The following is a 19650-nucleotide window of genomic DNA, read 5'->3' as shown; positions in this document are numbered from 1 at the left end:
CACATCACCCACATTCCCCTATCCGTGGGCAGTGCGTCGCGCCACCCACCTCACGTAGGCTCGCCCCGTAACCACTCCGCTGACGGCAGTCGTGAAGCTGGACTCCCGGCGCCGCCCCACCATCCCCGCGGCACTGCTCGACGCCGCCGGGGTCGAAGCTGGTGAGGGCATGGTCGCCCGCGTGGAAGGCCCTGGCCGGATCGTGCTCGAGTCCACCGGCTCGGTGCTGTCCAAGCTCCAGCGAGCCGTCACCGAAGGCATGGCCGCCGTCGCCGCCACTGAGGGACGCGACCCTGCCGCCGCGGTGACCACCACCGCCCTGGAGGAGGTCGCTGCCGACCGCGCCGCTGACGAGGCCCGCGTCCTGGCCCGCTACCCCAACCCCGCCACCCCGAGGTGATCGACGACCCCGTCTCCTCTGAGGGGTCCTTACCGCAGGCCGACGGCCAGGACGCGCCGCTGCCGCTCGGACCGATCGTGGTGGATGCTTCCCTCATCGTCGGGGTGCTGCGCAGCGACGCGGCAGCCGTGGCCCGAGTCGCCGATGGCGTCCTGGAGCGCAGCGTGCTGACGTCCGTCACCTGCGCCGAGGTCGTTCGCGTCATGTATCGCCTGGCCGCCCTGCCGCCAACGTCGTGACCGACGGGCTCAGCACGACGGCACCCGTCGAGGCCAGCTCTCCCTGGGCGACCTGTGCGTGCTGGGCTATGCCACGCACGCCGGTCTGCCGGTGCTCGGCTGCGACCGGCGCTGGGCGAACTTGCGCCCTTACGGGCTCACCGTCTCCTTGTACTTCTCCTGAAGCATCGAGGTGTTCTGGCTTCACTGGCGATCCTCGTCCGGGAGCGCGCCGCAGCGGATGGCTCCCCGATTGGCAGCTCACTGACGATGGCGACAGCCGCCTCGACCGTGCAGCCTTCGCCGTCGGCGTCGCGGTCACTGTCTGGTCACCGAGCCGTCCGCACCCCCTGCGGAGTAGTCGCGCATCAGGGTGGCCGCCACCGTCAAGAAGCTGATCACCGCGTCAGCGTGGTCTTCGGTGAGGTCGGCGGCTGCGCGGTCCAGCGCGGTCGTCAGCGGTTGGAGCGCCTCGAGGACGAGGCCCCGCGACCTGTCGGTGAGAACGACGATCTTGCGGCGGCCGTCCCGGGGATGCGGCTCCCGCCAGATGTGCCCGACGTCCTCGAGACGGTCGAGTAGGAGCGATGTGGATGCGGTCGTCAGACCCAGCCTGTCGGCGAGGTCCGTCGGCCCGAGGGGGCCCTCGGTCAGGTGCTGCAGTGCGGTGATGTCGTTGACACCGAGCCCAAGGCGAGCGGCTAGTTCGCGGACCGCGAAGCGGTCGGCCTTGAGCACCTCGCGCAGCGCCAACGCCACATCGTGGTGGTTCGACCGGCGTTGATCGCTGCGCGCCATGAGGACCAGTTTAGCTATTGCTAGTTAAACTAGCCATTTATGGCTATGTTCCCTAGCAATCGCTCCGACCGGGAGGATCCCCATGACCGACGCGACACCAGACACAGCGCCACCTGCCTTCACGCCACCGCTGACGGACCGGCCGATCGGCGGCGTCGACGCAGCGCAGAGCAACGCCGCCATGGCAGACAAGATCCTGACGATGCCGGTGCAGCCGCTGATCGACGGCCGCTACGCCGTTCGCGTGCTCGAGGTCCGCGGCCGGCGCACGGGAACCTGGCACCGCGTACCGATCGCCGTCGTGCAGGTGCACGGTCGGCGGTACGTGCTGTCCCCCCGAGCAGACAGGCCCTGGGCGCTGAATCTCGCGGCGAACCCTGCGTGCGCACTGCTGTCGGCGGATGGCAGGCAGGACGCAGTCGCGCATCGGGCCGAGCCGGAGGAGGCGGTCGCCGCTCTCCGTCTGTACCTCAGCCAGCTGCGGTGGGCGCAAGACCAGTTTCCGTTCAGTGCACGCGCCACCGACGACGAGATCCGAGCACGGCTGACCGATGTTGCGGTGTACCGCCTGGAGCCGGCGCCTTGGGGCGACTGGTCGCGGCCGTGACCGCTCCGTCCGCTCGGCGGCGACACATCCCGGGCAGGATCGTGGCGGTGAGCCCGGTCGGGTCCGTACGGCAGGAGCCGGAGGCGCCTGGGCTCACACGGTGGTGGCCTTCGCCACGTGCCGGGCGATCGCCTCGTAGGTCTGCAGGCCCCGCACGTCGTCGCCCATGTCGTAGGCGTGGTCGGCGTCGGGCACCTCGATGAGCTCCGCCAGCGCACCTGCCCGCTCCAGTCGCGTGGCGTAGCGCACGTCCTCGTCGTGCAGCACGTCGTGGGCGCACGCGATGACCACCGCCGGCGCGATGCCGGTGAGGTCCTCGATGTCACCCGCCGAGGCCGGGGAGACGAGCGGGTCGCTGCGGCGAGAGGCGTCGGGGACGTACGCGGTGTCGAAGACCTCCCCCATCCACGGGGTCAGCGCCGGCTTGGCCAGCGGGCTGTGCTTGGTGGTCACCGGGACGGTCAGGTCCAGGGGCGGGTAGTGGAGCACCTGCAGCAGCGGCCGTGGGCCGCCCTCGCGCAGCAGGGTCCGGGCGACGGCAGCCGCGATGGCGCCGCCGGCGCTCTGCCCACCCACCGTCAGCCGCGAGCCGTCCCAGCCGTGCTCGGCGCCGTGCTCGGCCACCCAGCGCACCACCTCGACGGCCTGGAGCACCGGCACGGGGAACGGGTGCTGGGGGGCGACGGCGTAGTCGACGTCCACCACCACGACCCCGGCCTGGTTGGCGACCACGCGGCACAGGGCGTCATCGCCGTGGTCCTGCCCAAGGATGTAGCCGCCGCCGTGGAAGTTGACGTGCACGGGCGCGTCGCGCGGGGTCCCTGCCGCGCGGTGCACGACGAGGGGCGCCGGCGGGGAGCTCGGGACCACCAGCTCGGTGCGGGAGGTGGCGAACTGCGGCAGGCGGTGGCGTGGGTCGGCCCCACCGCTCTGCCTGGCCAGCAGCTTCGGCAGCACGGTCTGTAGGCGCTTAGCGACGAAGCGGGCGACGGGCGGGTGGGAGAGCAGGGTCATGGGGACCTCCTGGGTCAGGGGTGGTGGTGGCAGCCGGTGCAGCGGCAGCGGCGCCCTGGTGCAGGTGCAGCGCCCGGTAGCGGCGCGGGGGTATCCCGAACTGCTGGGTGAAGGCGCGGCTGAAGACGGACGGGTCGCGGAACCCCCAGCGGGCGGCGATGGCACCGATCGCCGTCCCTTGCTCCCTCGGGTCGAGGAGCGCGTTGCGGATGCGCTCGAGGCGCCGCTGGCGCACCAGCGCCGACACCGTGGTGCCGTTCAGGGCGAACACCCGCCGCACCGTGCGCGCCGAGACGAAGCTGCCAACGGCGACCCGTTCGGTGGAGAGGTCGTCGTCGGCGAGGTGGGCGTCGATCCAGACGACGATGCGGTGGAACTGCGACATCGCCTCCGCCGTCCCCGGCTCCCGGGCGTCGGCGATGACGGCGTGCGCCGCAGCCACCAGCGCATCGGCAGCATGCGCCCGGGCGGGCAGGCTCGGCAGGTACGCGGGGTCGGCCAGCACCGCCAGCAGGCTGCGCAGCAGCGGCGCCGAGGGCAGGTCGTTGAGGTCGGTGGCCAGCACGTCGGTGAACAGGCCGTGCCGCAGCACCAGCGCGGAGGTGGGGATGCGCACCACGAGGAAGCGATGCGCCGCTGCCGAGCGGATCCGGTAGCGCTGCGCGGCGGTGTAGAAGACGAAGTCGCCGCGCTCTAGGTCGACCCGGCGCCCCTCCTGGTCGACGGACAGCTCCCCGGCGTCCAGGTAGCCGAGCAGCACGCCGCGCCAGGCCCGGGCGGTGGGGAACGGCTCGACGTCCACCTCCTCACCCTCGATCACGGCGCACTCGACGGTGTCGAGCTCGAGGCGCCGGGAGATTCGCGGCGCCGGCCCGGTGGACCGCACGACGATCGCGTCGGAGGTGTCCTGGGGTCGAGTGGCGTCGTCGTCGGCGCGCAGCCACGCGAAGAGCAGGGTCTCGTGCGTGTCAGGGGTGTCAGGCACGGCGCGCCCGTCCGCTGCGTCCGGGGCCGCTGCGAGTCCGCGCCAGTCGGGCGAACCCGACGGCGAGCAGCAGCGCCGCACCGTTGAACACCGGGCTCACCCAGGCCGGTGCGCCCACCAGCGCCAATCCGCTCACGATCACCGCCACGAAGAGGATCCCGACCACCGTCCCCGGCACCGACGGGCGGCCCAGGTCCACCACGATGGTGCCGAGCAGCACCGCTGTCAGCGCGGGGAACAGCATGGACATGCCGCTGTCGGAGGTCGCGGCGCCCTGCCGGGCGAGCAGCAGCACCCCGCCGATCCCCGCGACCGTGCCCGACCCCACGAAGGCCAGTAGCTGCGTGCGCCGCACGTCCACGCCCAGCAGCTGGGTGGCGCGGGCGTTGGAGCCCACCGCGTACAGGCGCCGCCCGAAGGCGGTGCGGGCGGTGAGCAGCCACACCGCCACCGCCACCGCCGCGGCGACGACGGCGATGACCGGCACGCCCAGCACCTGCGAGGACCCCACCGCGGTCAGCTGCGGCGGGATGCCGTTGGTGATCTGCAACCCGCCGGTGTAGGCGAAGATCGCGCCGCCCAGCAGCGTGGCCGCTCCGAGCGTGGAGATGAAGGGGTTGATCTCGAGGTAGGCCACCAGCCATCCGAGCAGTGCACCGACCAGCGCCCCGAAGCCCTCCGCCGCGACCACAGCCACCATCAGCGGCAGGCCGTGCTGGGCGCTGAGCGCTGCGGTGACGAGCGACGACGACGCCGCGACGGCTCCCACCGAGAAGTCGAAGTGGCCGGCGGCCAGCGGCAGCAGCAGCGCGAGCGCTACGACGAGGCCGACGCCCTGGTTGGCGGCGATCGCGCGGGCGTTGGCGACGCTGCGGAAGGCCTCCCCCGACTCCGGCAGCACGCTGAAGACCACCGCCATGAGCACGACGAGCAGCAGCAGCCCGTACCGCTCCCCCAGCCCAGACAGCGCCCTGCGGGCGTGCCGGTCAGCGGTCACCTGCTCGGCAGCGGCCCGACGGGGCTGCGACCGGGGTTCGGTGCGCGGCGAGGGGTCGGTGGTGGTCATGCTGCTGCCCCGTTCCGGTGGGTGGTTCCCTGCATGTGGACGGTGATGGCGTGCCGGGTGACGGCCTCGCCGGTGAGCTCGGCGGCCACGCGCCCGTCGGCCAGCACGACCACGCGGTCGCTGAGTGCCTCGAGCTCCTCGAGGTCGCTGGAGACGACGACGACGGCGGCTCCCCCGTCGGCCGCCTCCCGCACGAGTCGGTGGATCTCCTCGCGGGCCACCGCGTCGACGCCCTGGGAGGGTTCGTCCAGCAGCAGCACGCGCGGCTCGGTGGACAGCCAGCGGGCCATGACCACCTTCTGCTGGTTGCCCCCCGACAGCGCACCCAGGGGCGCGACCGTCGACGGCGCGCGGACGGTGAAACGGCGCACCAGCCCGGGGGCGGCGCGGCGCTCGGCGGCCCCGGAGCTCACCAGCCGGCTGCCCGCACCGCCGAACAGCAGCCGGTGGGCGCCGAGGTTCTCCCAGATCGGCCGGTCCAGGAACGCCGCCTCACGCAGCCGGTCCTCGGGGACCAGGGCGATCCCCGCCCGCACGGCGTCGCGCGGGGAGCGCAGCACCAGAGGCCTGCCGTCGAGCTCGACCGCGCCGGTGGCGGGCAGGTCGCCGAACAGTGCGCGCAGCAGCGAGGTGCGCCCGGAGCCGGCGAGCCCGCCGATCCCGACGACCTCCCCGGCACGCACCTCCAGGTCGACCCCGCGCAGCGCTCCGCCGGTCAGGCCGGTGGCTCGCAGGCGCGGCGCGCCGGTCGCACCGGTGGGTGCGGGCCGCCTGACGTGGTGGACGGCTGCGCGGGCGTGGCCGGTCATGGCCTCCACCACCCGCGCCTCGTCGAAGTCGGCGGCCGGGCCCTCGTCGGCCACGCGGCCGTCGCGGAGCACCGTCACGTGGTCGGCCACGGCGGTGACCTCGCTGAGACGGTGGCTGACGAAGACCAGCGCGTGTCCTTCGTCGCGCAGCGCGGCCATGGACGCCAGCAGCCGGTCGACCTCGTCGACGGGCAGGCTCGCGGTCGGCTCGTCCAGCACGAGCGCGAGCGGACCGTCGTCGTCCTGAGCACCCTGCAGACCGCGCGACCCGTGGAGCGCTCGGGCGATCGCCACGAGGGCCCGCTCACTGGGGCGCAGCGCCCCCGCGGGGGTGTCGGGATGCAGGTCCAGGCCGGACGCCGCCAACGCCTGCGCGGTCCGCTCGCGCAGCCGGCGCGCGCTGACCAGCCCGGTGCGGCCGCGCGGGAACCCGGAGGCCAGACCGACGTTCTCGGCGATGGACAGCTGGTCGACCAGGGCGAGGTCCTGGTGGACGAAGCGCAGGCCGCCGGCCGCGGCGAGCGCCGGGGAGTGCGCCTCGCTGGGGTGCTCGGCGCCGCCGACGGTGATGGTGCCGCCGGGGTCGGGGACGACGACGCCCGCGACCATCTTCAGCAGCGTCGACTTGCCGGACCCGTTGCCGCCGAGCAGGGCGTGCACCTGACCGGGGAGCACCTGGAGGTGGACGTCGTCGACGACGCGGGTGGCGTACGTCTTGGACAGGTGCGAGACGCTGACCAGCGGAGGCTGCGCAGCGACAGCGCCAGCGGCCATCAGGCCGCCGCCTTCCACAGCTGGGTGTAGGTGGCGCGGTAGTCGAGGGCGCCCTCGTAGGGGCTGCCGGCGGCGGGCAGGTTCTTCTCGGCGTCGATGATCTGCGAGCCGACGCCGTCCACCACGCCCGGCTGACCGGCGAAGGCGCGGTTCAGCTGGTCGACGGCGGCCCAGGCGGCCCGCCCGTTGGAGAAGCCGACGCAGGCCTGGGCCCCTCCGCCGGCGCGGATGTAGTCGAGCGTCTCCTGGACGCACTCACCACCGAGCACCACGCGGCCGCTGGAGGGGTTCTGCTGCAGCGACTGCTGCACGCCGGCGGAGAGCATGAAGTCGAGGTCGGTGACCACGACGTTCGCCTGGGGGTTCTTCAGCAGCGCGGAGTCGAACTTCTGGCGCAGCTGCCCGATCTCCGAGGGGGTGATGGCCACGGTGTCGACAACGCTGCAGCCGGGGCACTGCGCGGCGAGCTCATCGGTGAAGCCCTTCGAGAGGTACTCGCCGATGGAGACGCCCTTGAAGGCGACGTGGAGCACCTTCGCGGAGCCGCCGGTCTGGGCGATGACCCAGTCGGCGCGGAGCCTGCCAGCCTTCTCGTAGAAGTCACCGGTGCCGGTGACGCCCTCGGTGTACCCGAGCTTCGCGTCGAACTGGGAGGCACCGCCGCCCTGCGTGGGGTCGTCACAGTCGAAGGAGGCGACGCCGGTCACCTTCACGCCGCCGCGGCGGGCCTCCGCGAGCGCTTCGGAGACGGGCGCGCAGTCGACGCCCGCGAGGAGGATTGCATCGGCTCCGGCCGCGGTGGCCTGGCGGACGCACGTCGACCACTGGGCGGGGTTGTTCTGGCCGTCGCAGACCGTCGCCTTCCAGCCGATGGCGGCGGCAGCCGCCTGCGCCTCGGACGCGATCTTCGCCAGACCGCTGACCTGCTGGAACGCGGAGACCACCCACAGGTCGTGGCCGGGCGACACCGCCGGTGAGCTGGTGGGCGGCGCGGTGGACAGGCCCTGGTAACCGGCGGCCACGGCGTCGCTCACGGCCGCCGGGACGGCTGCGGCACTCCCGTCGGAGCCCTGCTCGGACGGGGCCGCCCCCGAGGCGGAGGTGCAGGCGGCCAGCAGCACGGCGGCGGCGCTGGCCGCGGCCGCCGCGAGGAGCCCGCGGGCGGGGCGAGCCCGGCGGGCGGGGCGGGTGGGGTGACTGGTCATCACACGACTCCTTCGTCGACGAGGCTCAGAAGATGACCTGCCGCGATGCGGCCGACTTGACCACAGCGGTCACCATCTGTGCCTAGGCGGCCATCGTGTCCGTCTCGACCTGTCGCAGACAGACGCCCGTCGGGTGGGATCTGAGTCCCGCTCCACCGTCGGAGCGGCGTGAGGAGCACCCGTGCACGACATCGCCCTGAGCCACCGGTTCACCATCACCGCTCTCATCGCAGCGCCCGAGCCGCTCGTCGACCGCGGCGACCGGCTCGACTTCATCCCCATCACCGGAGGCACCGTCAGCGGCGACCTCACCGGCGAGGTGGTCCCGGGAGGCGGCGACTGGTGCTGCACCCGCAGCGACGGCGTGGTGGCCGTCGAGGCGCGCTACCTCGTGCGGACCGCGTCGGGTGCCCTCGTCGACGTCCACAACACCGGCGTGCTGCGCCCCTCCGACGTCGGCGACGACGGCGCGGCGCCGTACTTCCTCACCACGCCGCGGTTCCGCACCGTCGACCCGGCGCTGCACTGGCTCACGGCCGCGGTCTTCGTCGGGGAGGCGCACGTGGAGGGAGACCGGGTGGTCATCGAGGTGGCGGAACTCGTGGTGCAGGGCTGAGAGACACCCCCGGGGGGTATCCTGCGGGAGTGGACCACCCCGAGGACGCCGCCGCAGGCGCCGAGGCACCCCACCACGGGTACTCGCACGCCAAGGAGGCCCACCTCAAGCGCCTGCGCCGCATCGAGGGCCAGGTCCGCGGCCTGCAGCGCATGGTCGACGAAGACCAGTACTGCATCGACATCCTCACCCAGGTCTCGGCGGCCACCAAGGCGCTGCAGCAGGTGGCGCTCGGTCTGCTGGAAGAGCACCTCTCGCACTGCGTGGTCGATGCCGCCCGCCGCGGCGGCCCCGACGCTGACGAGAAGGTCCGCGAGGCCTCGGCCGCCATCGCCCGCCTCGTGAAGTCCTGACCGGACATCACTCGGGGGCTGGGATGACGACGACGACGGCGAGCGCCACCGGCCAGCAGCTGCTGCGCCGTCTGCTCCTGCTCGCCGTGGTCGCGGGCGTCCTGGCGATGCACGTGGTGGCAGCCGCGCCCACCGCCAACGCCAGTACCCGGCACCACAGCGCCCACACCGCCCACACCGCCCACACCGCCCACACCGCCCACACCGCCCACGATCAAGCCACTGAGCGTCACCACGCGCCGCCCAGCCCTGACGGCCCTTCACCAGACGGCCCTTCGCACCACGGCGGCGCCACCACCTGCGACCTCATGCCCGGCGGCGCCGCCGGCAGCATCGCTCCGCTGGTCACCGCCCTCGCCGGCGTCGTTGCCCTGCCCGCGCTGGAGACCACTCCCCCACTGCTGGCCACCTGGGGCTTGCCGCCCACCACCGGCCCTCCGGGACACGCCTCCTCCTGCGTCCTGCGGACGTAGGAGCGCCCAGCACCGGCTGCGCCATCTGGCGCCGGCCGGTGCTGACGCGCGCCCTCGCACCATCCGCAGCACGTGCCACACCTGGAGGACCCATGCCCAGCTCCACCCGCCCCGCCACGAACCGCACGGACCGCTCGACCCGCCGCACGACAGCCCGCTCGGCAGCGCTGCTCCTCGCTTCGGCAGCCACCGCCCTGCTCCTCGCCGGATGCGGCGCCTCGTCGTCCGGCGCCCACCACGACGCCGACGACATGCAGCACGGCAGCTCCCCCGCGGCCAGCGCGGCGTCGCCGTCGTCGTCCTCGATCTCAGCGGGCGCCTCGGCGCACAGCGACGCCGACGTCAGCTTCGCGCGCGACATGGTGGTCCACCACGAGGGCGCGCTCACCATGGCGGAGTTGGCCACGCAGCGCGCCTCGACACCCGAGGTGAAGGCGCTGGCGGAGCGGATCATGGCCGCGCAGCAGCCGGAGATCGACCTCATGCAGGGTTGGCTGACCGCGTGGGGGGCAGACCCCTCCAGCCAGCACAGTGGCCACAGCGGCATGGACATGGACTCCATGGGCATGTCCGCCGATGACACCGCCGCCCTCCAGGCGGCGACGGGCACCGCCTTCGACAGGCTGTTCCTGCAGCAGATGACCGTGCACCACGAGGGCGCGGTGACGATGGCGCGCCAGGAACTGGCCGAGGGCACCGACGCGGAGGCGAAGGCCCTGGCACAGCGCATCGAGGCCGACCAGACCGCCGAGATCGCGGAGATGGCCGCCCTCCTGGCGCAGCTCCCCGCCTGACAGCCCCACCTGATAGCCCGCGCCCCCGCCCCCTTTGCCGCACTTTCCTCGGCAAGTGCGGCAAGGGGCTCCTCCTTCCCGCACTTGCCGAGGAAAGTGCGGGAAGGAGAGCGGGGGTTAGCGTCGACGTCGTGGCGGACACCGACACCTCCCGCAGCGTCCCGGGCACCCGTGCAGGCCGAACGGCGAGCGCGTGGTGACCCGGCGCCGTCTGCTCGCCGCGGCCGCGGCCGCCGGGTCTGCCGCCCTGGCGGCCTGCGGCTCGAGCGGCTCCGGCCCCTCGCCCTCCCCGACGGCGACGACGACGCCCCCGCAGCAGCCGCCCACGAGCAGCGCCCCACCCACCGCGCCACCGACGTCCGGGCCGCAGGTCCTCATCGACCAGGCGTACGCCGAGGCCGTCGAGCGTGCCCACCTGCTCGACCTGTACCTGCCGGACCCCGCCGCCGCGCCCGGCCCGTGGCCCGTGGTGCTGTTCTTCCCCGGGTCGGCCTGGCGCAGCGGTGACGCCAAGGGCGGGCCCACCGAGCTCAGCGGTGGCACGACGGCGGCGCTGCTGGCGCAGCGGTGGGGGCCGCTCGGCGTCGCGGTCGCGGGTGTGAACGTGCGCAGCAGCGCCCAGGCCGTCTTCCCCGCCCAGGTGCACGACGCGAAGACCGCGGTGCGCTACCTGCGCTCGCGCGCCGCCGAGCTGGGCCTCGACGCGGGGCGCGTCGCCACGATGGGCACGAGCAGCGGCGGGTGGTGCGCCTCCATGACCGGCGTGGTCACCGGGGTGCCCGAGCTGGAGGGTGCCGAGCTGGGCTATGCCGACCAGAGCAGTGCGGTGCAGGCCGTGGTCGACCTGTACGGCCCCACGGACTTCACCGCGATGGACTCCCAGAACCTGCCCGGGAGCGCGAGCCACGACGCCCCAGACTCCCCCGAGTCCGCACTCATGGGGTTCCCGATCCAGTCCGACCCCGTGGCCACGCAGCGGGCCGACCCGAGCCGGTACGTGACGGCGGGCAGCCCGCCGCTGTGGATCGCCCACGGCACCGCCGACACCACCGTGCCACCGGGCCAGTCGCAGCTGCTCTTCGCGGCATGCGAACGTGCCGGGGCCACCGCCACGCTGACGCTGGTGGACGGCGTCAGCCACGACGACTCCTACCTCGCGCAGGGGGCTGCACAGCGCCAGGTGAGCACCACCCGCGGGGGCACCACGACGACGAGCAGCGACCCCGACCCGACGTACGACGCCGTGCTCACCTTCCTGCGGGAGGCACTGGGATGAGCTTTCCGGGCTCGCCAGAACACCGGAACAGCAGAAACGACGAAGGACCCACCCCTAGAGAGGGATGGGTCCTTCGTCGTGCGGTGCGCCCCCTGGGACTTGAACCCAGAACCCGCGGATTAAGAGTCCGCTGCTCTGCCAATTGAGCTAGAAGCGCGAGTGCGGTGTAAACACTACCAGCCCCGCGGCAGTGCCTCCTCGCGGTGGTGGGCCGCCCACTCGACCAGCGCATCGGCCGGCATCGGCACGGCGTGCCAGTAGCCCTGGCTCTCGTCGCATCCCAGGCTGGCAAGCCGCGCGAGCGTCTCGGCATCCTCGACGCCCTCGGCGACCACCCGCAGCCCGAGGGCGTGGGCGAGATCGACGGTGCTCGCGGTGATGGCGGCGGCCCGCTCGTGGGTGAGCAGGTCGCGGGTGAAGGACCTGTCGAGCTTCAGCTCGCTGAACCGCATCCGGTGCAGCTGCGCCAGCGAGGACCAGCCGGTGCCGAAGTCGTCGATGCTCGTGGCCACCCCGAGGTCGGCCAGCTCCGCGAGCACCTGGGAGGCGCGGTCCTGGTCGCGCACGAGGGTCGTCTCGGTCACCTCGAGCACCAGACGGGCCGGAGGCACCCGGTGCTGCAACAGGAGGGCGCCCAGCGCTCGCGGCAGGTCGGGGTCGAGCAGGTCGGTGGCGGAGACGTTGACGGAGACCCGCAGGTCCAGACCGGCCCGGCGCCACTCGGCGGACTGCCGGACGGCGCCCTGCAGCACCGTCCACGTCACCTGACCGATGAGCCCGTGGTCTTCGGCCACCGGCAGGAATCGCCCGGGCAGCAGCAAGCCCAGCCCGGGGTGCTGCCAGCGCACCAGCGCCTCGACACCGGCCAGCTCCCCGTCGGCCACGGTGATCTGCGGCTGGTAGTGCAGTACGAGCTCACCCTGCGAGATCGCCCGCCGCAGGTCTTCCGCGGTGCGCAGGGCGTGCTCGCCGTCGCCGTGGACCTCGGCGTCGTAGATGGCCCACCCACCGCCGGCACGCTTGGCGGAGTACATCGCGGCGTCGGCGCGCCGCAGGACCTCCGAGCGCACCTGCGCGATGTCGGCACCGAACGGCACGGCTCCCGTGTGCACGGCGAGGCCCGTGCTCCCGCCGACGTGCACGACGGCCTGGCCGACGTGGTAAGCGGGCAGCAGCGACGTCACGATGCGCTCGCCCCACGCCCGGGCTCCCTCCGCAGCCGCCTCCTCAGGGGTGAGGGACGACGACGCGAGGTTCGACAGCGGCAGCAGCAGGGCGAACTCGTCGCCGCCCAGCCTTCCGACCTCCGCGCCTCGTCCGGCTGCCTCGCGCAGGCGCGCGGCGGCCGCGATGAGCAGCGCATCCCCGGCGGCGTGGCCGAGCCCGTCGTTGACCTCCTTGAACCGGTCCAGGTCGACCAACGCCAGCACGAAGGGCGTGCCCCGCTCGAGCACCGCGTCAGCGTGCCCGAGCAGACCGCGGCGGTTGGCCAGTCCGGTCAGCTCGTCGGTGCGTGCCTGGCGGTGGGTGTCGGCGAGCTGGTCGAGCTCCCCGAGGTTGAACAGCAGCCGCGTGGCCGCGCCGGCGGCGCCGAGCCCCGCCGTCACCACCGCCCACTCCAGCGGGGCGCTGGCGTCTGCGCCCGTGTGCAGGAGCCCCGCGACGGCCATCACCACCACCGCGAGCACCACCACGCCGTAGGCCCCCCACGTGGCCGGGGCGCCCTGCACCACCTGCGGCACGGCGAGCGCCGCGCGCTGCACACTCGCCACGACGAGCAGGAGCAGCGCCGCGGCCAGCGCCGCGAGGGTGCCCGGGTAGGACGTGCCGCTCGGCGCCACCACCAGGCCGAGGAGCCCCAGGAGCGCAGGGAACCCGGAGGCGGTGACCAGCCAGGTGCTGCGGTCGCGCCCGCCGCGCGCGAGCATCGCCGTCGACAGCACCGTCCCACCCAGCACGATCGCGGCGGCGGTGGCCGCCAGGAGCAGCTGCGACTGCCACCACGGGAGCCGCGTGAGCGGCCCGCCCAGCAGTTCCGCGAGCACGCCGAACAAGGCCTGGCCGGTGAGGACGGCGCTGACGGCGTTCAGGCGGTCGTCGGGGTCGGCGGAGTGGGTGCGGGTGAGGTTCCACCGCACGAAGGCGCCGTACACCGGCAGGAAGCAGACGAGCACGGCCACCGCAGCCGGTACCCACGGCAGCGCAGTCGGCGGGTGGTCGACCAGGGCTCGCGCCAGGAGGGGCTGCGCGGTCAGGGCGGCACCGAGGGTGCCCACGAGCAGTGCCACCGCGCGCCACAGACGCCGGTCGGACGCCACCCGGCGTGCTCGGTCGAGCACGGCGGCGGTCCCCACAAGCCACAGCGCGGCGAGTCCCGACACCGTCACCGCAAGATCCGTGGTGCCGCCGACGCCGGAGGGCGCGGACCGAGATGCCGGCAGGTGGCCGATCAGGTCACCGATGAGGACGACGACGAGCGCAACGACCCCCACGGCGACCACCGAACGGCGCGGCGCCACCGGAGGCGGACTGAGCTTCAGCGCGCGTCGCGACATGGGTCCCCCGGACTCGTGGCAGCCCCGCGCTCTGAGGCCGCACGGAGACATCGGCGCCAGCGCAGAAAGAGTTGAGCACGGCGGTGGCCTAGACGTCCGTTCGTGTGGCTGCTCCCCCGTACGGCTCGCCTCGGGTCAGCGTCAAGACGACGTCGCGCCGCCGTCATCGCTCCGTCGGGGAGCGAGGGACCAGCCGCAGCGGCAACCCGTGCCGAGGGCGGAGCGTCACGAGCGCCTCGACCACCGGGGCGGGGCCAGGTGCGGGGCGGACCTCCCGGTCGCGCAGGAGCGCCGCGAGCACGAGCACCGCTTCGGTGAGGGCGAAGTCGCGTCCGATGCACAGCCGGGCCCCGGCACCGAACGGCAGGTACGCCCCCCGGGGCACCGCGGGGCCCTCCCCGGTGAAGCGCGCCGGGTCGAACGTCTCCGGGTCAGGATGGGCGTCGGCGCGGCGCTGCAACAGCCACGGGCTGACGATGACCAGGGTGCCCGCGGGCACCACGACACCGTCGACGACGTCGTCGGCGTCCGCTCTCCGGGTCACCACCCACGCCGGCGGGTACAGCCGCAACGACTCATCGACCACCGCCCGCGTCCACGTGAGGGCGCGCAGGTCTTCCCACGAGGGTGCCCGCAGGGCGCCGTCGTCGTCCTCATGGGTTTCCAGGACGGCGTCGAGCTCGGCGTGCAGCCGCCGCTGCGCCTCCGGGTGCTCGGCCAGCAGGTGCAGCGTCCAGGTCAGGCACGACGCGACGGTCTCGTGACCGGCGATGACCATCGTCACGAGCTCACCGCGGACGGCCTCCGGGGGCAGACGCCCTTCGTCGACGGCGGCGAGGAGCAGCCCGAGCAGGTCGTCGCCGAGCTCATCACTGGCCCGCCGACGCGCGACCACACGCTCGACCACCTCGTCCATGACGCGGTTCGCCCGGCGCAGCCGCGCGCGCGACGGCGTGGGGAGCCACCCCGGCACGGGGGTGCGGGCGCGGGAGATCACCACGCCCAGCGCCTCCAGCACCGCCGCGACCACGCGTTCGCCGTCGCCGGCACTCTCGGCGGTGACGTCACCGCCGAACAGCGTGCGTCCGACGACCTCGAGGGTGGCCTGGAGCGCGGCGGCGTCGACATCGACGACGCCTTCACTCGCCGTGGCGTCCCAGCGGGCGCGCAGGCGCTCGGCCGCCGCGACGGACTGCTCGGCGACGGCGACGAGCCCGGAGCGGTGGAACGCCGGCTGCGCCACGCGCCGTGCCTCGCGCCAGGCGCTCCCGTCGCTGGTGAGCAGACCGCTGCCGGTCACCAGCGAGAGCGCGCCGTACTGGACGGTGCGCTTGGACCAGGCGCCGGCGTTCTCCACGAGCACGCGCCGCGCTCCGGCCACCGTGTTGACGAAGAGCACCGGGCTGCGCGGCAGGGGAAAGGCGATGTGGTCGCCCCAGCGCCCCGCCGCGCTCCGCAGGTACTCCAGGGGGTCGCGGCGGATGGCCAGCAGGTCGCGCAGCATGTCGCGCGGGAGCGGCCCGGGGGCGTCCAGCACGGTGTAGCGCGCATTGGGACGCGGGGTGCGCGCCTGCTGCGCCTCATCCTTCGGCAGGTCCGGCGGCACCGGCGGAGGCACGGGAGTGCTCCGTCTCAGAGGTACAGCCCGGTGGAACCCGACTCGACACGCGGCGCGGCGACGGCGTGCAGGTCGCGCTCGCGCAGCAGCACGTAGTCGCGCCCGGACAGCTCCACCTCGGCACGGTCTTCCGGGTCGAACAGCACGCGGTCTCCGAGCTGGACCTGCCGCACGTGCTGCCCGACCGCTGACACCTCACCCCAGGACAGGCGCTTGCCGACTGCGGCGGTGGCGGGGATGACGATGCCCGCGCCGGAGCGTCGCTCCCCCGCCTCGCGGTCGAGGGCGACGAGCACGCGGTCGTGCAGCATGCGGATAGGAAGGCGGCCACCGTCGCCGGGGGTCGCAGGGGGGATCGACGGGGCGGTGCTCACCCAGTCGACGCTACCGCCGACCCTTGACGGAACCGCTGACGACGCCTCCGACGCTGACGACGCACATCACCGATGGCGATGCACAGTGGCAGCGGCAGGTGTCAGCCGCGTCGCTTGACGGCCAGACCCGCGAGCAGACCGACCGCCGCGACCACGGCACCACCGACGGCGGCGATGCGCTCGACGCGCAGGGCGCCGTCCTCGTCGAGCACCAGCTCCTTGGCCTTGCCCTTTGCGCTCTCTACGCCCTGCTGCGCGAGCGCCTTCGGGGCGACACGTGCGGCGAGCTCGTCGACGGTGGCGGCGAGGTGCTGCTGGTGGAGGCTGATCTCGCGCTCGAGGCGCGCCGGCTCGTCGGGCGGGACGCTCATGCTCCCGGACGCTAGTGCCAACCGGGGCCCGCGGCAGCCCCGACCCACCTGCTCGGGCGCCCGTGGTCGCCCTTCTGCGCGGTTCCGCTACCCTTCGGCCCGTGGGTGACCGCCTCGAGCCGGGTGACCTCGCCCCGGACTTCACACTTCCCGCGACGCACGGCGGCAGCTGGCAGCTCTCCGAGCACCGCGGCCGTTCCGTCGTCGTCTACTTCTACCCCGCCGCGGGCACGCCCGGCTGCACCACGCAGGCGTGCGACTTCCGCGACAACCTCGCGTCCCTGTCCGCCGCCGGGTACGACGTCGTGGGCATCTCCCCCGACCCGCTGCCCAAGCTCGAGGCGTGGGTCGCCGAGGAGCACCTGCCGTTCCCGCTCGCCAGCGACACCGAGCGCGGTGTCATCCAGCGGTGGGGCGCCTGGGGCGAGAAGACCATGTACGGACGCACCACCACCGGGCTGTTGCGCTCGACCATCGTGGTCGACCCGGAGGGCGTCGTCACGCATGCCTCCTACAACGTCAAGGCCACCGGCCACGTCGCGCGACTGCGCAAGGAGCTCGGGGTCGACTGACGCGCTCAACCACCTGAAGATCACTGGCCGGGAGCGCCCGGCCGGACCAGCGCGAGTGGTGAAATTGGCAGCCACGCAGGATTTAGGTTCCTGTGCCTTCGGGCGTGCGGGTTCAAGTCCCGCCTCGCGCACCAGACAACGCACTATCGGACGGCCCCTCACTGCACCTCGGGGGGAGCCGTCCGACGGGCGTGACGTGTCAGCTCGGCAGGCGCATCACGCTGTCCACATAGCACTCCATCTCTTCGGGAAGGTTGCTGCCACGGAGGTAGGTCGGGTGTCAGTGCCTCCCGGGCCCGGCTGGGGATTAGGAAAGCTGGGCTGCTGGAGATCGGCGGACATGATCCCTCTCTGGGTGAGGCCGAGGCAGCGGTGCTTGCGGCTCAGGGGTGGGCGAGCACGCGCAGCGTGAGCACGGCGATGTCGTCCTCAGGCTCCTCGGGGAGCATCCGGTCGAGCACGGTGTCGCACAGCTGCTCCAGCGGCAGGTGGCCCACCGCCTCCACGGTGGCGCGGAGACGCTCGATGCCGGCGTCGAGCGACAAACCACGCCGCTCGACGAGCCCGTCGGTGTAGAGCAGCACGGTGCTGCCAGCCGCCAGCACCGTGCTGTGTTCGCGCCGTGTCGTCGCAGGGTCGATGCCCAGCAGCAGGTCGGTCTCGTCGTCCTCGAGCACGACGACGGTGCCGTCCGGGTGGCGCAGGAGCGGCGGCGGGTGTCCCGCGTTCGACCAGACCAGGCGCCGCTGCGCGGGGATCAGCGCAGTGACGTGGCCGTGACGGTCGCCGTCGCCGTCCTGCTCGAGCCGCGCCACCACGGCCGTGGCCGTTGTCGCGAGCTCCAGGTCCTCGACGGCCTCGTCCACGGCCGTGAGCACCCCGGCCGGGCGGTGCCCTGTGGCGTGGGCGATGCCCCGCAGCAGACCTCGGACCTGCCCCATCGCGGCAGCCGCGCGGGAGTCGTGACCGATGACGTCGCCGATGACGAGCGCCGTGCTGCCGTCTCGCTGGCGGAACGCGTCGTACCAGTCGCCGCCGATGCGCGCCTCGACGGCGGCGCTGACGTAGCGGACGGCCAGCTCAGCGCCCGGCAGGTTCGGGGGCGCCGTGAGCAGGCTGCGCTGCAGAGCCGAGCTGAGCTCCGCCTGCTCGCCGTAGAGACGGGCGTTGTCGAGCGCCAGCCCGGCACGCCGCGCGACCTCGCGAGCGGTCTCCACCTCCGCGGGCGAGCGTTCTACCCCGGGCGTGGTGCGCACAAGCGCCATCGCACCGAGGGTGCGGCCACCGGAGCTGAGGGGCACCACCAGCACGGACGCTGGGGCAAGCACCTCGAGGAGCGCACGCGCCTCGGAGTCACCCACCCAGTCGCCCAGGGGAGGCAGAGCGGGCACGAAGACCTCGCGCCCCGTACGCAGGCACACGGCGATCGCGGCCTCGCGACTCATGGTGGCGGCCTGGTAGCCGGCGTACCGCTCGAGCACGGGGTCGAGCTCCGGGTCACGGTGGGCCCAGCCCAGCGTCCGACGCAGGCGGCCTGTCTGCACGAGGGTGACCGTGCACCAGTCGGCCAGCTCCGGCACGACGAGGCGGGCCAGCTCGCCGACGGCGATCCCCTGATCGGACCTGCGTGTGAGCAGCTCGCTGACGGTGCCCAGGAGCTCCAGCCGGCGGACGGTCGCCTGCAGGGCGTCCTCGGCGCGGCGGCGGTCCGTGACGTCGAGCAGGTGGACGTGCAGCAGCTCCCCGTCCGGCACCACGTGCACCGAGAGCCATCGCTCGACGGTGGTGCCCCACGCCTCGAAGGCGAGGGGCGCACCGGTCCGCCGGGCCTCGGCGTAGCGGGGGCCGAAGTCGTGGTCGCGCGAGTACGGGAAGATCTCCCACAGCGACCTGCCGACCACCTCCTCGTGCCGCAGGCCGAACAGCGCCTCCGCAGGCCGATTCATGGCGACGACGCGGTCGTCCCTGTCGAGCGACACCCACGAGGGAGCTGCCGCGAGGGGAAGTCCGTGCTGGTCCGGCACCTGGCCCCCTCCGACGGCGCCCCGTGGCGCGCCAGTCGCGGCGGATGAGGCCGCGCCATCCTGCCAGCCGACCGGTGCCCGATGCGCCCACCGGCACCCGTCAGGGCAGGCCGTGCCCCCGGACGCGGGCGACGAGGTGCGGCGCGAGCGCCCGGAACGCCTGACCGCGGTGGCTGACCGCGTCCTTCTCCTGCGGCGTCAACTCCGCGCAGCTGACCTGCGAGCCCTGCGGCACGAGCACCGGGTCGTATCCGAAGCCACCTTCGCCGCGGGGCTCGCGCGCCAGGGTGCCGCGCAGCTCGCCCAGCTCCACGTGCTCGTGGCCGTCGGGGGTGACCAGCGCGGCGGCGCACACGAAGGCGGCTCCGCGGTGCTCGTCGGGGACGTCGGCCACCTGCGCCAGGAGCAGGGCCAGGTTGGCGGCGTCGTCGCCGTGACGGCCCGACCAGCGCGCCGAGAAGATCCCTGGGGCCCCACCGAGGACGTCGACGGCGATGCCCGAGTCGTCGGCAATAGCGAGCAGGCCGGTGGCAGCGGCGACCGCGCGGGCCTTGAGGAGGGCGTTGCCGGCGAAGGTCACCTCCGTCTCGGCGACCTCGGGCACGTCCGGCAGCGACGGGTCTCCCACGGCCAGGAACTCGACGACGACGTCGTCGGGCAGGTGAGGGGCGAGGATGGCGCGCAGCTCCCCCACCTTGTGGGCGTTGCGGGTGGCGAGCACCACTCGGACCGGCTGGTTCACCTGGCC

21 protein-coding genes and 2 tRNA genes are annotated in these 19650 nt (G+C 73.6%); 10 read left to right on the top strand and 13 right to left on the bottom strand.

What is annotated here, in order from left to right; genetic code table 11:
* Positions 1-91 precede the first annotated feature (91 nt).
* Both BXY45_RS06075 and BXY45_RS06070 read left to right on the top strand, forming a co-directional pair.
* Positions 92-400, top strand: coding sequence for a hypothetical protein (locus BXY45_RS06075; RefSeq protein ID WP_109773424.1), 309 nt, complete (start codon positions 92-94; stop codon positions 398-400).
* Positions 397-639, top strand: a complete 243-nt coding sequence (locus tag BXY45_RS06070) for a hypothetical protein (RefSeq protein ID WP_109773423.1) — start codon at positions 397-399, stop codon at positions 637-639. The genes BXY45_RS06075 and BXY45_RS06070 overlap by 4 nt, the downstream gene beginning before the upstream one ends.
* Positions 640-936: 297 nt before the next feature.
* Here BXY45_RS06070 and BXY45_RS06065 read toward each other — a convergent pair whose 3' ends face one another.
* Complete coding sequence (locus BXY45_RS06065) at positions 937-1416, bottom strand: MarR family winged helix-turn-helix transcriptional regulator (RefSeq protein WP_109773422.1); 480 nt, start codon at positions 1414-1416, stop codon at positions 937-939.
* A gap of 82 nt (positions 1417-1498) precedes the next feature.
* On the opposite strand from BXY45_RS06065, the gene BXY45_RS06060 reads away from it, so the two are divergent.
* The gene (locus BXY45_RS06060; RefSeq protein WP_109773421.1) at positions 1499-2023 is read left to right on the top strand and encodes a nitroreductase/quinone reductase family protein; all 525 of its coding nucleotides are present in this window, start codon (positions 1499-1501) and stop codon (positions 2021-2023) included.
* A 93-nt stretch (positions 2024-2116) separates the two neighbouring features.
* On the opposite strand, the gene BXY45_RS06055 is transcribed toward BXY45_RS06060, so the two are convergent.
* From BXY45_RS06055 to BXY45_RS06035, 5 genes are read right to left on the bottom strand one after another with little or no spacing between them, the layout of a single operon-like run.
* Complete coding sequence (locus BXY45_RS06055) at positions 2117-3037, bottom strand: alpha/beta hydrolase fold domain-containing protein (RefSeq protein ID WP_172601928.1); 921 nt, start codon at positions 3035-3037, stop codon at positions 2117-2119.
* Positions 2994-4022 (bottom strand): helix-turn-helix transcriptional regulator, encoded by a 1029-nt coding sequence (locus BXY45_RS06050; RefSeq protein ID WP_170131336.1) that lies wholly within the window; start codon positions 4020-4022, stop codon positions 2994-2996. Before BXY45_RS06050 ends, BXY45_RS06055 begins: the two co-directional genes overlap by 44 nt.
* Entirely contained in the window at positions 4015-5088 is a 1074-nt protein-coding gene (locus BXY45_RS06045) for an ABC transporter permease (protein WP_109773419.1), read from the bottom strand. Before BXY45_RS06045 ends, BXY45_RS06050 begins: the two co-directional genes overlap by 8 nt.
* Positions 5085-6671 (bottom strand): sugar ABC transporter ATP-binding protein, encoded by a 1587-nt coding sequence (locus BXY45_RS06040; protein ID WP_146211101.1) that lies wholly within the window; start codon positions 6669-6671, stop codon positions 5085-5087. Before BXY45_RS06040 ends, BXY45_RS06045 begins: the two co-directional genes overlap by 4 nt.
* Entirely contained in the window at positions 6671-7876 is a 1206-nt protein-coding gene (locus BXY45_RS06035) for a sugar ABC transporter substrate-binding protein (RefSeq protein ID WP_109773417.1), read from the bottom strand. Before BXY45_RS06035 ends, BXY45_RS06040 begins: the two co-directional genes overlap by 1 nt.
* Positions 7877-8057: 181 nt before the next feature.
* Here BXY45_RS06035 and BXY45_RS06030 point away from each other — a divergent pair, with 181 nt between their 5' ends.
* The 5 genes from BXY45_RS06030 to BXY45_RS06010 all read left to right on the top strand — a co-directional run bounded on the left by BXY45_RS06030 (position 8058) and on the right by BXY45_RS06010 (position 11388).
* Positions 8058-8492, top strand: a complete 435-nt coding sequence (locus tag BXY45_RS06030) for a DUF3237 domain-containing protein (protein WP_109773416.1) — start codon at positions 8058-8060, stop codon at positions 8490-8492.
* Between the two features lie 29 nt (positions 8493-8521).
* Positions 8522-8845, top strand: a complete 324-nt coding sequence (locus BXY45_RS24480; protein WP_109773415.1) for a metal-sensitive transcriptional regulator — start codon at positions 8522-8524, stop codon at positions 8843-8845.
* A 23-nt stretch (positions 8846-8868) separates the two neighbouring features.
* On the top strand, positions 8869-9318 hold the full coding sequence (locus tag BXY45_RS23125; RefSeq protein ID WP_170131335.1) for a DUF6153 family protein: 450 nt from the start codon (positions 8869-8871) through the stop codon (positions 9316-9318).
* A gap of 92 nt (positions 9319-9410) precedes the next feature.
* Positions 9411-10112: a DUF305 domain-containing protein gene (locus BXY45_RS06015; RefSeq protein WP_109773413.1), complete on the top strand. Its 702-nt coding sequence runs from the start codon at positions 9411-9413 to the stop codon at positions 10110-10112.
* A gap of 196 nt (positions 10113-10308) precedes the next feature.
* Positions 10309-11388, top strand: coding sequence for an alpha/beta hydrolase (locus tag BXY45_RS06010; protein WP_146211100.1), 1080 nt, complete (start codon positions 10309-10311; stop codon positions 11386-11388).
* 84 nt (positions 11389-11472) lie between these two features.
* Here the strand turns inward: BXY45_RS06010 and BXY45_RS06005 are convergent.
* From BXY45_RS06005 to BXY45_RS05985, 5 genes are all read right to left on the bottom strand, one after another.
* Positions 11473-11545, bottom strand: a tRNA-Lys gene (locus tag BXY45_RS06005).
* 16 nt (positions 11546-11561) lie between these two features.
* Positions 11562-13943 carry a putative bifunctional diguanylate cyclase/phosphodiesterase gene (locus BXY45_RS06000; RefSeq protein WP_109773411.1) on the bottom strand — a complete coding sequence of 794 codons (2382 nt, stop codon included), beginning with the start codon at positions 13941-13943 and terminating at the stop codon, positions 11562-11564.
* A gap of 163 nt (positions 13944-14106) precedes the next feature.
* Positions 14107-15561 (bottom strand): cytochrome P450, encoded by a 1455-nt coding sequence (locus tag BXY45_RS05995; protein ID WP_109773410.1) that lies wholly within the window; start codon positions 15559-15561, stop codon positions 14107-14109.
* Between the two features lie 14 nt (positions 15562-15575).
* Positions 15576-15872 (bottom strand): GroES family chaperonin, encoded by a 297-nt coding sequence (locus BXY45_RS05990; protein WP_109773409.1) that lies wholly within the window; start codon positions 15870-15872, stop codon positions 15576-15578.
* 164 nt (positions 15873-16036) lie between these two features.
* Complete coding sequence (locus BXY45_RS05985; RefSeq protein ID WP_109773408.1) at positions 16037-16306, bottom strand: DUF3618 domain-containing protein; 270 nt, start codon at positions 16304-16306, stop codon at positions 16037-16039.
* A gap of 101 nt (positions 16307-16407) precedes the next feature.
* Here BXY45_RS05985 and BXY45_RS05980 point away from each other — a divergent pair, with 101 nt between their 5' ends.
* Both BXY45_RS05980 and BXY45_RS05975 read left to right on the top strand, forming a co-directional pair.
* Positions 16408-16878 (top strand): peroxiredoxin, encoded by a 471-nt coding sequence (locus tag BXY45_RS05980; protein WP_109773407.1) that lies wholly within the window; start codon positions 16408-16410, stop codon positions 16876-16878.
* Between the two features lie 49 nt (positions 16879-16927).
* Positions 16928-17012, top strand: a tRNA-Leu gene (locus BXY45_RS05975).
* A gap of 249 nt (positions 17013-17261) precedes the next feature.
* Here BXY45_RS05975 and BXY45_RS05970 read toward each other — a convergent pair.
* A complete protein-coding gene (locus BXY45_RS05970; RefSeq protein WP_146211099.1) occupies positions 17262-18902 on the bottom strand; it encodes a SpoIIE family protein phosphatase in 1641 nt (546 codons plus the stop codon).
* Positions 18903-19002: 100 nt separating this feature from the next.
* Positions 19003-19644, bottom strand: a complete 642-nt coding sequence (gene rdgB, locus BXY45_RS05965) for an RdgB/HAM1 family non-canonical purine NTP pyrophosphatase (protein ID WP_211319267.1) — start codon at positions 19642-19644, stop codon at positions 19003-19005.
* Between the last annotated feature and the right edge of the window lie 6 nt (positions 19645-19650).

Origin of the sequence: Quadrisphaera granulorum, from assembly GCF_003149145.1 — a bacterium.
Classification (GTDB): Bacteria; Actinomycetota; Actinomycetes; order Actinomycetales; family Quadrisphaeraceae; genus Quadrisphaera; species Quadrisphaera granulorum.
This window is presented reverse-complemented; position numbering and strand designations above follow the sequence as displayed.

What these genes read in the sequence shown, in the direction of transcription:
- BXY45_RS06065 (WP_109773422.1), bottom strand. Translation starts at nt 1,416, where the DNA reads ATGGCGCGCAGCGATCAACGCCGGTCGAACCACCACGATGTGGCGTTG.
- BXY45_RS06060 (WP_109773421.1), top strand. Translation starts at nt 1,499, where the DNA reads ATGACCGACGCGACACCAGACACAGCGCCACCTGCCTTCACGCCACCG.
- BXY45_RS06055 (WP_172601928.1), bottom strand. Translation starts at nt 3,037, where the DNA reads ATGACCCTGCTCTCCCACCCGCCCGTCGCCCGCTTCGTCGCTAAGCGC.
- BXY45_RS06045 (WP_109773419.1), bottom strand. Translation starts at nt 5,088, where the DNA reads ATGACCACCACCGACCCCTCGCCGCGCACCGAACCCCGGTCGCAGCCC.
- BXY45_RS06040 (WP_146211101.1), bottom strand. Translation starts at nt 6,671, where the DNA reads ATGGCCGCTGGCGCTGTCGCTGCGCAGCCTCCGCTGGTCAGCGTCTCG.
- BXY45_RS06035 (WP_109773417.1), bottom strand. Translation starts at nt 7,876, where the DNA reads ATGACCAGTCACCCCACCCGCCCCGCCCGCCGGGCTCGCCCCGCCCGC.
- BXY45_RS23125 (WP_170131335.1), top strand. Translation starts at nt 8,869, where the DNA reads ATGACGACGACGACGGCGAGCGCCACCGGCCAGCAGCTGCTGCGCCGT.
- BXY45_RS06015 (WP_109773413.1), top strand. Translation starts at nt 9,411, where the DNA reads ATGCCCAGCTCCACCCGCCCCGCCACGAACCGCACGGACCGCTCGACC.
- BXY45_RS06000 (WP_109773411.1), bottom strand. Translation starts at nt 13,943, where the DNA reads ATGTCGCGACGCGCGCTGAAGCTCAGTCCGCCTCCGGTGGCGCCGCGC.
- BXY45_RS05990 (WP_109773409.1), bottom strand. Translation starts at nt 15,872, where the DNA reads ATGCTGCACGACCGCGTGCTCGTCGCCCTCGACCGCGAGGCGGGGGAG.
- BXY45_RS05985 (WP_109773408.1), bottom strand. Translation starts at nt 16,306, where the DNA reads ATGAGCGTCCCGCCCGACGAGCCGGCGCGCCTCGAGCGCGAGATCAGC.